At 38.0% G+C, this 13026-nt stretch carries 8 protein-coding genes; all 8 read left to right on the top strand.

Annotation, left to right across the window (positions count from 1 at the left end):
* Positions 1 to 177: 177 nt before the first annotated feature.
* A complete protein-coding gene (locus BLQ18_RS14755; RefSeq protein ID WP_175443781.1) occupies positions 178 to 2985 on the top strand; it encodes a TonB-dependent receptor in 2808 nt (935 codons plus the stop codon).
* Positions 2986 to 3054: 69 nt separating this feature from the next.
* A complete protein-coding gene (locus BLQ18_RS14750) occupies positions 3055 to 3753 on the top strand; it encodes a response regulator transcription factor (RefSeq protein WP_090298596.1) in 699 nt (232 codons plus the stop codon).
* Between the two features lie 180 nt (positions 3754 to 3933).
* Positions 3934 to 4608 (top strand): response regulator transcription factor, encoded by a 675-nt coding sequence (locus BLQ18_RS14745; protein WP_090298330.1) that lies wholly within the window; start codon positions 3934 to 3936, stop codon positions 4606 to 4608.
* Complete coding sequence (locus BLQ18_RS14740; protein ID WP_470303229.1) at positions 4609 to 5874, top strand: sensor histidine kinase; 1266 nt, start codon at positions 4609 to 4611, stop codon at positions 5872 to 5874. It abuts the gene before it with no gap.
* Between the two features lie 122 nt (positions 5875 to 5996).
* Entirely contained in the window at positions 5997 to 6605 is a 609-nt protein-coding gene (locus tag BLQ18_RS14735) for an HD domain-containing protein (RefSeq protein ID WP_090298326.1), read from the top strand.
* Positions 6606 to 6716: 111 nt separating this feature from the next.
* Positions 6717 to 11072, top strand: a complete 4356-nt coding sequence (locus BLQ18_RS14730) for a CusA/CzcA family heavy metal efflux RND transporter (protein WP_090298323.1) — start codon at positions 6717 to 6719, stop codon at positions 11070 to 11072.
* 1 nt (position 11073) lies between these two features.
* Positions 11074 to 12276 carry an efflux RND transporter periplasmic adaptor subunit gene (locus BLQ18_RS14725; protein ID WP_090298320.1) on the top strand — a complete coding sequence of 401 codons (1203 nt, stop codon included), beginning with the start codon at positions 11074 to 11076 and terminating at the stop codon, positions 12274 to 12276.
* 17 nt (positions 12277 to 12293) lie between these two features.
* Positions 12294 to 13025, top strand: coding sequence for a TVP38/TMEM64 family protein (locus tag BLQ18_RS14720; RefSeq protein WP_090298317.1), 732 nt, complete (start codon positions 12294 to 12296; stop codon positions 13023 to 13025).
* Position 13026: the final 1 nt, after the last annotated feature.

Below are 13026 nucleotides of genomic sequence, written 5' to 3'. Positions count from 1 at the left end.
GAACCCGTTTAAACGCTTTATTTTTTATAATGATGGCAAAACGAAAATCCATTTTGTGCATATCACTTGTTTTCATAATTAGCCTAAAAAATAGATTTTCAACCGAAGGCGCTATGTTTAAACGGGTTCTTTTTTTAAAAAATCAAATATCGCATAATCAACCTGAAATACACGAAAATGAAAATAATCTTTACTTTGATTTTGACTTGCTTTATGATAAGTCTTGGAATCTGCCAAAATGGGAGTATTCAAGGAACTATTGTTGACGAAAATGGGATTTACGTTCCAGGTGCAACAGTAGTGATAAAAGAACTGAATAAAGGTACAGTATCTGATGTTGACGGAAAATTTACCTTCCTTTCCGTTCCTTCTGGCAATCATACTTTAACGGTAAAATACCTTGGCTTTTCTGATGTCAACAAGGATATTGTTGTTACCGAAGATGAAACTACCACCGTGGGAATATCACTTACCTCCGAAAGTATGCTTTTGGATGGTGTAGAAATATATGGTTATGGAATTAGCGGTCAAGCAAGGGCCCTTAACACTCAAAAAAATAATCTGAATATTACCAATGTTGTTTCCACAGACCAAATAGGAAAATTTCCCGATGCAAATATAGGTGACGCCGTAAAGCGAATCCCAGGTATTACAATGCAAGTTGATCAAGGAGAGGCTCGAAATATTATTATTCGTGGCCTTGCCCCACAACTGAATTCTGTTACTTTAAATGGAAGCAGAATACCATCAGCAGAAGGAGATAACAGAAATGTACAGATGGATTTGATACCTTCGGATATGATACAAACAATAGAAGTTAACAAGGCAGTTACGCCGGATATGGATGCAGACGCATTGGGAGGGTCCGTGAATTTAATAACTAAATCAAGCCCCAGGAACTTTAGGCTATCTACTACTTTAGGTTCTGGAATAAATTTTATAAATAATAAAAGGATACTCAATGGTTCCCTATTAGTTGGAGACAAATTGGGTAAGTTTGGTTGGATGGTGTCGACTACAATTTATGACACACAATTTGGTTCTGATAATGTTGAAGCGGTTTGGCAGAATAAGGCAACAAGTCCTGTCTCCGGAGAGGAAATAGAAGTGCGTCCCTTTGTAGAAGAATCTGATTTAAGAACGTATCTAATCCAACGTATAAGACGTAGTTTTTCAGCCAATTTGGACTACAAATTCAATGAAAATAACACTATTTATCTAAAGACCATTTACAACTGGCGCGACGACAGGGAAAATAGATTAAGACTTAGATTTGCCAATATCAAACCCACTTTTGCTGATGGAACTGAAACCGTTTCTGGATATGAAGGGCAATTGAGAAGGCAGACCAAAGGCGGAATAGATGGCGGTAGAATAAAAAACACCCGTTTGGAAGATCAACGGGTTCAAAATTACGCCTTAAGTGGAGAACATCTATTAAACAACGTGAAAATTGACTGGTTGGCATCTTATGCAAAGGCCTCCGAAGAACGACCAAATGAGCGCTACACCGAGTACAGGACTGGAAGTGTAAATCTAAATACTGATTTATCTAATCCCAGATATCCGTCATTTTCTGCTGCCACTCCCAGCGATGCTAGTTTAGACCAGTTTAGGCTTAAGGTTATTTCAGAACAATATGGTCTTACTCAAGAGGAGGATTATAACGTCTTTGCCAATGTAACACTACCATTAAAAATGTTAGATAATGAATCAGGAACATTAAAATTTGGTGGTCGTCTACGTTTCAAAGATAAATCTAGGGGAAACAATTTTTTCGAATACAGTCCAACAGATGCAAATCCTCAGAATTTTTCAACCTTGGCCGATGTTCCCACAAGAGACTATACCAAGTCAGATTTTCTTGCGGGGGATCAATATAACGCAGGTTTATTTGTAATCCCAACATTTTTAGGTAGCCTGGATTTGAATAATCCAAATTTATTTACACAAGAGAATATCCCTTCGGAATATTTGCGGGCGAATTATAAGGTAAATGAAAACGTATATGCCGGATACATTATGACAAACCAACAACTATCTGAATCTCTGAATGTATTGGTAGGAATAAGGGTTGAGAATACAAATATTGAAGCGACGGGAAACCAAATTCTTGGAGAAGAGGACTTAGTGGGTGAAGTGACCAATAAAAGCTCCTATACCAATATTATGCCGGGTATACATTTTAAATATGACCTTAGTTCAAAGACAGTATTGAGATTTGCCTGGACAAACACATTGGCAAGGCCTAATTATGTAGATGTGGTGCCTTTTGAAGATGTTTTGATTGAAGATGAAGAGATTGTCCGAGGTAATGCCGAGCTCAATCCTTCAACATCTATGAATTTTGATTTGATGGGAGAGTACTACTTTAACAGTGTTGGTATTTTATCAGGCGGTGTATTCTATAAAAAGATTCAAGACTTCATATATACGAAAATTGGAAATCAGGTAGGCGGAATCTATGACGGCTTTAAAACCTTTCGCCCATTAAACGGAGATAATGCGAATATTTTGGGTGCTGAAATTGCTTTGCAAAGGCAACTTGACTTTTTACCGGGTTTCGCCAAAAATTTTGGACTCTACTTAAATTACACTTATGTACATTCAAAGGCGAACGGAGTTACCAATAGTGATGGAGATTTGAGAGGAAATATTGAGCTTCCGGGATCTGCACCTAATCTTTTCAACAGTTCCTTATCCTATACCGGCAACAAATTTACTACTAGGTTATCTGCCAATTTCTCGGATTCATATATAGATGTTCTGGGAGGTAACGAATTTGAAGACCGGTATTACGATAGTCAATTCTTTTTAGATTTTAATGCCACTTATGCCATCAATAAGAATTTACGTGTATATGCTGATCTGAACAATATCACGAACCAACCACTTAGATATTTTCAAGGCGTCAAAGAACGCACGCAACAAGTGGAATTTTACAACACACGTTTAACCTTCGGAATCAAATACGATGTTTTTTAGAGCCTGTTAAAAACATAATGCTTGGCTATCCTAAGACGGCGGTATGGCTGAATGAAAGTTAACAACATAATGAAAAAGAATGAAACGAAAATCTTATTAGTTGACGATGATGCCGAAATACTCGATTTACTCAGTGATATTTTGGCTTCAGAAGGCTATATTGTATATACAGCTAAAAATGGCAGAGAAGGCCTCATCAATGCAAAATTATTGAGGCCACACCTCATTATATTGGATGTAATGATGCCCGAAATGGACGGTATCGAGACGTGTTATGAAATAAGAAATTCAAAAATACTTAAAAATACACTTGTCGCCTTTTTAACTGCAAGGGGGGAAAACTATTCTGAGGCAGCTGGACTAGATGTTGGAGCAGATGATTATATAACAAAACCGATTAAGCCAAAGGTTCTTATATCCCGTATAAATGCACTTCTTAGAAGGCTTCAAAATGGAAGTAAAACAGTAATGCTACCTCCCCAAAAAATAATTACCTGTGGTAATATTGTAATAAATAGGGAAAAGTTCTTAGTCTATAAAGATGAAGAAGAAATTGACCTGCCACATAAAGAATTTGAGCTTCTTTTCCTTTTAGCTTCTGAACCTGAAAAGGTATTTAGTAGAGAAGAAATATTAAAAAAAGTTTGGGAAAATGACTTGACACTAAAGGGTAGAACAATTGATGTACACATAACAAAATTACGTCAAAAAATCGGCGAGAACCATTTCAAGACTCGTAAAGGGGTGGGTTACAAATTTGTTGAGTAGTAAATCGGGTATCACTTATAATTCAAATCGCTGATGGACTGCTGCTTTCATTTGTCTTAAGATTTTATCTCTACATTTATTAAATAAAATTGATCGGTAAAAAGTCCTGAAAGGGAAAGGAATATAGAATGTCCTTTTAATCTTCCTTTCCCTCGTCAGGCACAATTAAACAAAATAGATATGAAATTTCTAATTGCGGAAGATGAAATAGAACTTCAACAAACCATTGCCCGATACTTAAAACAAGACGGGAATGTATGCGAAGTAGCATCGGACTATTATGAAGCCCTTGAAAAATTAGAGATATATGATTATGACGTTATTATTCTCGATATAAACCTTGTTACCGGTAGCGGTCTAGATTTATTGAGAAAGATTAAGAGGGAACACAAGAAAACAGCGATCATTATCGTCTCGGCAAACAATTCACTGGAAGACAAACTTGCGGGACTCGATCTAGGTGCAGATGATTATATTACCAAACCTTTTGATTTGGCCGAATTGAACTCCAGAGTAAAGGCTGTACTAAGAAGGGGCAAATTCGGAGGTGATGATACACTTATTTTCAATGAAATTAAGATCAATACAATAACAAGGCTTATTTATATTAATGACAAATCAGTTACTCTAACGAGAAAAGAATATGATTTGCTATTATTTTTTATAACCAATCAAGCTCGTGTGCTTTCCAGAGAGATAATCGCAGAACATTTATGGGGCGATGATAGTGAACTTTTAAATAATTTTGACTTTGTTTACGTTCACATTACCAATCTAAGAAAAAAATTGGGTGTCAATGGACCAAAATACATCAAGTCTGTGTATGGCAGCGGTTATAGATTTATGGATGAATAATTGAAAAAAAATAAAAGAAAAATAAGGCTTCTCAGAAAGGCTTCCAAGTCTTTCCTGCTTACCAGTTCAATTTTATTGTTGGCGAGTGCCTTTGTGCTGTTTTTTTTGACGAAATATCTTTTGAAAAATGAGGTCGAAGAAGAACTCTTATCTGACCAAGAAAATATTGAGAATATAATATCAAATACTGACTCATTAGTCACAGTACCCCCTATCATTGAAAGCAAAAAAGTAGATTTTCCACAATCATCTAAATTTAGTGATACCTTAATCTACGATTCAAAAAAACAGCAATCGGCACTTTTCAGGCAATTGTCTGAAACTAAACTCATCAATGGTCAATATTACAAAATAACCGTGCGGGATATGCTCATCGATACGGAGGAAATTATAATGACCATCGTATTCACATTCCTACTTATCATTTTATTGGTGTTCATCTTTTTGTTTTATCTAAACAAATCACATAATGCGAAATTATGGATGCCCTTTTTTTCAAGCCTCGAAAAATTGAAGAAATTTTCATTGACGAGTAACGAAACTATGGTGTTTGAAGAATCTGAAATTGTTGAATTTGAAGAGCTTAACAAAGAAGTACTTATCCTTACTAAAAAGGTTCAGGCCGATTATCAAAACTTGAAGCAGTTTACAGAGGATGTTTCCCACGAGATGCAGACGCCGCTTGCCATAATAGGTACTAAAATTGAAAGTTTTTTAAACGAAGCTACTATCAAGAATAAAGAGTTCTTGCAACTCTCTTCCCTCAAAAACGATATCAATAGATTAAAACAGCTCAACAAAAAGCTCGTTTTACTGACAAAGCTAGACAATGAGCAATTCTCAAATATTGAAACAATAGATGTTAATGAGGAATTGGATGAATTGGTCTTAAATTTTCGTGAGCTTTCGCTGACGCAAATATGTTATGAACCTGTAGATAAAATCGTTATTGAAGCGGATAGGCACCTAATCCATATTCTTTTAAATAATTTGATGACCAATGCCATCAAATATTGTATTGAAGAAGGTAGCATATCTTTAATAACCAAAACCAATAGCCTCATCGTCTCCAATACAGGAAAACAGGCCATTGTAAACCCTGAAAAATTATTCAATAGATTTTATCGGGAAAACAAACAATTCAAGTCTACTGGATTGGGTCTAGCGATCGTAAAAAAAATCTGCGAGCGCTACGACTATGACCTTACCTATTATTTTGAAAGTAACTCCCACCACTTCAAAATCGGCTTTCTGAAAACCTTCTGATTTTCAACTTAAAACTTCCTTACAATTCTGTTTATATGTTTGTCTAAGAAAATTAAAACGAACGGTGGAGGATTTTGCCTTATATGAAATTCTCTGGTCGTAGCAAATAAATCATAAATAGGATGATTACAGATTTAGACAAAGTATATAGCCACTGTGAATTCTTATTCAGTCAATCTACAAAACGAAACCTGCCGTTTCACAACTTTCAACATACCATTGAAGTTTTGAACTATTCGAAAATTATAGCAATAAAAGAAAATGTGACACCCGAAGAGTTTAATCTGGTTTCCATTGCAGCTTTGTACCACGATACTGGTATAGCAGATGGTTATCAAAACCACGAAGCAATGAGTGCACTCTATGCAAAACTCTACTTACAGAAATTGGGCTTTTTAGAAACAGACATAACTGTAGTAACCGATTGCATTCACGCCACTAAAATGCCACAAAACCCACAAACCAAATTACAACAGATTATTTGTGATGCAGATTTATCTCACTTATCAGCGAAAAATTACCTCTCAAAAAATAAACTTTTGAGAGAAGAATGGGAAATTGAATTGGGCAAAACATACTCTGATAAAGAATGGATAGAAATGAATATAGATTTTTTAAAAAACCATAACTATTTCACTTCGTATGGGAAAAACATTTTAAGCAAGGGAAAAGAAAGAAATATTGAATTATTAAAAAAAAAGTCTTTTACAGCAGGTTCCGTTAGACAATGAGAAAAATCGTGGAGAAGTAAGTTTCCACTTCATTCCATATTCTTTAAAGCTAAATATCCTAAACCCGAAATAAGATCGTTTTTCGAAAATTTAAGCCAACAATAATTATTTATGATTGATAAAATTATTTCATTTTCCGTAAAGAACAAACTCATTGTAGGTCTGTTCACTCTTGTATTATTGGGCTGGGGCGTGTATTCCGTCACTCAAATTTCCATTAACGCCGTACCCGATATTACCAACAACCAAGTACAGGTAATAACCGTTTCACAAAATCTGGCCGCTCAGGAAGTTGAATTATTCATAACGCAGCCTATAGAATTATCCTTGAATAATTTACCGGGCGTTGTAGAAATCCGTTCAATTTCCCGTTTCGGACTATCCGTAATAACAGTAGTGTTTGAAGAGAATATGGGTGTCTATAAGCCTAGGCAACTGGTTTCCGAAAAGCTTAAGGAAGCACAGGAAGAAATTGGTTCCAATCTGGGAACCCCCCAAATGGTTCCAATTACAACGGGATTGGGTGAAATATACCAATATACCGTAGAAGCCAAACCCGGTTATGAAGACAAATATGATGCAACAGAACTTAGAACTATACAAGATTGGTTGATAAAACGACAATTATCGGGAATACAGGGCATAGTGGAAATCAATTCCATAGGTGGCTATTTAAAACAATACGAAATTGCCGTCGATCCCAATAAACTGAACGGTTACGACCTTACCATAGCGGATGTGTTCAATGCCGTAGAAGGAAACAACCAGAATACAGGTGGCAGCTATATTGAAAAAGGACCTGACCTATATTATGTAAGGGGTCGCGGACTGGTAACTTCACTTGATGACATACGCAAGACAGTGGTAACCAACAGAAACAATATCCCGATAACCATCGGGGATATTGCAAAAGTTCAAATAGGACACGCAACGAGATATGGAGCGGCTACCATAAACGGTACGGGCGAAACCGTAGTTGGTGTTGTGATGATGTTGCGAGGTGCAAATTCCAACAATGTTATCGCCGATGTGAAAACCAGAATTTCGGAAATCCAAAATAATCTTCCTGAAGGAGTGGTTATCAAACCATTTTTAGACCGTACCCGGTTAATTGCCAAAACTACCAGTACCATTGAGGAGAACCTTTTAATAGGCGGATTGATCGTCATTTTTGCCTTGGTCTTCCTTTTGGGTACGTGGAGGGCAGGATTGATCGTGGCTTCAATTATTCCTTTGTCCTTATTGTTCGCCTTATCGATGATGAACGCTTTCGGGGTTTCCGCAAACTTAATGAGCCTTGGCGCATTGGATTTTGGGATTATTGTAGACGGTGCTGTAATCATCGTTGAATTTATGGCCGTAAGTCTTGCAAAAAACAATGATAAACTAAAAGAACTCACAGGGGTTAAGCGAAGGCAAAAACTGGATGAAATCGCCATAAAATCATCCGAAAGAATGATGAATGCCGCAACATTTGGACAGATTATTATCCTTATCGTTTTCATCCCCATACTCACATTACAAGGTGTGGAAGGGAAAATGTTCATCCCAATGGCACTTGCCTTCGGCTTTGCAATTCTTGGCGCAATGATTTTGTGCCTTACTTATGTACCTATGGTCTGTGCCCTTTTTCTTTATGGTAAATCCGCTGGAAAAAGAAATGTTGGCGACAAGTTTATGGAATGGTTGGATAGAACCTCATATCAGCCTTTGATAAAGGGTGCTTTGAAATTTAAAGCGATTGTAATTACAGGTGCGTTGTTACTACTCGTCCTTGCCGTAATCGTCTTTAATAATATGGGAGGGGAATTTATACCAAAACTACAGGAAGGGGATTTCGCTTTGGAAGTTCGTATGGCTCCCGGAACTTCGTTGGAAGCAATGAAAAAGAATATGGGAAAACTGGAAACAATCCTTCTCGACAACTTCCCGGAAGTAGAAAAGGTCATTACAAAAATTGGTGCCGCGGAAGTCCCTACAGATCCAGCTCCTATAGAGGGAGCCGATATTATGGTAGCCCTAAAACCGCCTGGCGACTGGAAACAGGATCAAACCTATGAAGAATTGGCCACTAAAATGAATGAGGCTTTAGCGGTACTCCCCGGAATGTCCGTGGAAATTTCACAACCCATCGAGATGCGATTCAATGAACTTTTGACTGGGGTAAAATCAGATTTGGCCGTAAAAATTTATGGAGAAGATTTAAAGATACTTCAGGAAAAAGGAAACGCAGCTGCATCTATCATTAGGAACATCAACGGTGCCGCAGATGTTAGGGTCGAACAGGTGTCCGGATTACCGCAAATCGTAGTGGATTATAATCGGGACCGGATGGCGCAATATGGATTGCAGATAGTCGATATCAACACCTTGATCAGTTCTGCGCTGGCAGGAGCTACGGCAGGACAGTTTTACGATGGCGAGAAACGATTCGATATTGTAGTTCGGCTGAAAGAAAATTTTAGGGAAGATATTGAATCGATACAAAATCTATATGTGCCATTGCCATCGGGGGCAAAAGTTCCGTTAAAGGAAATTGCCAATGTTCATTTTGAAGAAGGCCCCAATCAAATTTCAAGGGATAATACCTATCGCCGCATTGTTATTGGGGTCAATGTCCGCAACCGTGATGTACAGACCCTTGTTGAGGAAATCAAACAAAAATTGGATAAAAACCTAGGACTTCCTCCCGGCTACTATGTTACTTACGGAGGGGAATTTGAAAATCTGCAACGTGCCTCTAAGAGATTGTCAATTGTTGTGCCAGTTGCCTTGGCAATGATTTTCATTATCCTTTTCATCAGCCTTCGCTCTTTTAAACAAACCGTGCTTATCTATACAGCCATTCCATTTGCTGCCATCGGTGGGGTTTTTGCCCTATGGATTAGGGGAATGCCCTTTAGCATTTCGGCTGGGATAGGATTTATTGCCCTCTTTGGTGTAGCCGTTTTAAACGGTTTGGTATTGATTTCCTACTTGAACGATTTAAAGGCCGATGGGGTAACCGATATTAAGGAACGGATATTAAAAGCTACCCGATCCCGCTTACGGCCCATTTTTTTAACGGCCACGGTAGATATCCTAGGCTTTTTACCGATGGCTATATCCACCGGTGCGGGAGCAGAAGTACAACGGCCGCTCGCTACGGTCGTTATTGGAGGTCTGGTTACCGCCACTTTACTTACGCTGGTGTTGCTTCCTATTTTTTATTCATTCTCTGAAAAACCTTTTAAAATGCCCAAACTGTTCATTATACCCTTATTACTGTTGCTTGGATTTAGCTATCCAAATTCTGCAAATGCACAAACGACAGATCCTCAATTACAAATCCTAACCTTGGATGAAGCTATAGATGGTGCCTTAAATAAAAATCCCGGTCTTGAAGCATCCTCGCTTACTATTGAACAAAAGGAAAAACTTGAAAAAACAGCTTTCAACATTCCTAAAACATCTGTTTATACTGGCGAAGAAGAGGTAAATCCAAATACTTCCGAAGCGGTTCAATCTGTTATCGGAATATCCCAATCCATTGAGTTTCCCACCACTTATTTTAATAGAAGGAAGTTGTATGAAAAAGAAACTGATGTGGCCAAAGCAAATTATACCGTGGACAAATACCAGTTAAAAAAAGATGTGTCCAGCGCCTATTACAACTGGGGTGTTGCCCTTGAGAAACGGCAGTTCTACAGCTATCTGGACAGCGTCTATAACCGGTTTTATGAGGCAGCTGTTTTGCGCTTTGAAACCGGGGAAGCTTCAAGTTTGGAAAAACTTACCGCAAAAGGGAAGCAGGAACAGGTAAGGCTACAACTTGAAAAAGCGCAGGCCGATTATACGTCCTACAAGAATAACTTGGAGCGTTGGATGAACCGTAAAATTTCAGACCAAACCGTTCCGGAAGAGATAAAGAGCGGGGCATTGCCTATTTATTCCCTTTCAGACTCATTGCCGGAATCAAATCCACTTCTAAAGATACAGAAGTCACAAATTGAATTATCCGAAAGAGAAATTAAACTACAACGTTCCCAATTTTTACCAGATTTTAATGCTCAATATGCCAAGCAACAAGTGAACGGAACAAGTGGTTTTTATGCCTGGCAAGTAGGTATTGATATTCCTATCTTCTTTGGATCGCACCGAGGTAAGATTCAGGGTGCCAAGTTAAACAAGGATATTCAGGAAAGAAAGTATCAAGATCTACAATTACAAGTGACCTCTTCTTACAATAATTTATTACTTCAAATAAGGCAACTGCAAAAGCAACTGGAATATTATGAGAATGAAGGTCTTCCATTAAGTGAACAACTATTGAAAAATGCAGACCTCTTATTCTACACAGGTGAGATAGGGTATGTGGAGTATATTCAGAATATTGATAGTGCCGTAGCGATAAAAATTGCTTGGATGGATACTTTATTGAGCTACAACGAAACCATTTTAGAGTTAAACTATTTAACAGGTAAATAATATGAAAGCGATTATACAAAAATTTATGGGCATCCTACTTTTTCTCTTGATTGTAGCCTGTAACCAACAAAAAAATAGGGGTGCCGATAGTTCTTCTGATTCAACTAGTGCAGACTCTACAGCGGTCAAAGGTGATCAAGTAGAACTTTCAGAAGACCAAATAAAAACCGCCGAAATTGAATTGGGCGCTTTGATTGAAAAGCAAATGGGTACGGAAATTTCGGTCAACGGTTCTACGGAATTAAAACCGAATTATTTCGCATCGGTTTCCCCGCCGGCAAATGGATATGTCTATCAAATCAATGTCCAGGAGGGAGATCAGGTAAATAAGGGGGCTGTTTTAGCCATTTTGGAACATCCCGATTATATACAGCTGCAACAGGATTTTTTGGAAGCCTCGGGACAATACGATTATCTGAAAAAAGAACTGGAACGTCAAAAAACACTCAGCGATGCCAATGTAAGTGCAAAGAAGAATTATCAGCAGACCCAATCTGATTATGAAATGGCAAGGGCCAAATACTTCGCCACCAGGGAACGGTTAAAATTCATAGGGATCCAGCCCGGAAGTGTGGAAGCTGGGAATATACAGAGCCGAATAAGCCTTCGTGCCCCGATAAAGGGCATTGTTTCCCAAATAAATGTAAACAAGGGGGAATTGGTCAATATGCAGCAAAGCCTATTCAAAATCATAGATAACAGCCATCTTTTTGTGAAGCTGAGCATTTTTGAAAAGAACATCAATCAGATAAAACAGGGAGAGGAATTTACTTTCACAGTACCCTCTTTTGAATCTTCCAAAAAATATAAAGGTGTAATTACAGGCATCAGCAGAACTATGGACCAACAGTCCAAAATGATGGAGGCAACCGGAAGCATCAATGAATATATGGAGCTGGTGCCCGGACTTTATGTCGAGGCTAAAATACAGGGCGAAGAAGTGGCAGTATTTGCCCTACCCAATGACGCGATAGTGAAAGACAAAAGTGAAGAGTTCATTTTTGTTTCTCAAGGAACCCAGACAGAATCGACAGGGGAAAAAACCATCGCTTTCAAAAAAATAAAGGTAGTAACGGGCATCAAAGAAGATGGTTTCACACAGATAACAAATATAGAGAGTTTTAAAGATTCCCAAGGTATAGTTATATCCGGTGCCTATTATCTGAAATCAGAGTTGAACAAAGGCGAGGGCGATGACGATTAATAATCCAGAAAATAATAATGAAAAATATACCTGCTAAATCAAGGCTTGAAATTGCCAATAACGAGGGCAATGAACACCAAAAGAGTAAATGGCCTCTTTATATTTCGTTAGGGATCATTGCATCACTATTGGGCTGCTATTTTCTGTGGCCATCTTTTAAGGATTTTGTAAATGAAGCCTATCAAATACTCACAAGCGACAACAAGGCAAAAATCTCCGATTGGGTGTCCCAATTTGGATTTTGGGGGCCATTATTAATTTTTGCGATTATGATCGTACAAATGTTCCTATTTGTGATTCCCAGTACTTTGGTTATGATTATTTCCATACTAGCCTACGGCCCAATTTGGGGAAGTTTATTGGCCTTGACCGGACTTCTAATTTCTTCTTCGGTGGCATATGCAATCGGGGCTTATTTAGGTCCTGTTACTGTTGACAAACTTATAGGTCCAGACACCAAGAAAAATGTGGAGAAAAATGTAGAGAAATACGGGGTATGGACGGTAATTATTGTGAGGATCGCTCCCATTTTATCCGATGATGCTACCAGTTTGGTTGCTGGTCTGGTACGTATGGGATATTGGCGATTTATATGGTCATCAATAGTCGGTATTGTCCCTTTATTAATTGCGTTGGCCTATTTAGGTGGAGATTTTGAAAGATTGGAAAGTGGTCTGCTATGGACTACTGTTATCAGTTTGGCAGCCCTAGGCGGATATATTGTCTACGACAAGATGAAAAAGAAATAAT

This window comes from Flagellimonas zhangzhouensis (assembly GCF_900102925.1).
GTDB lineage: Bacteria > Bacteroidota > Bacteroidia > Flavobacteriales > Flavobacteriaceae > Flagellimonas > Flagellimonas zhangzhouensis.
The sequence above is the reverse complement of the archived record's forward strand: the minus strand, read 5'-3'. Positions and strand labels throughout refer to the sequence as shown.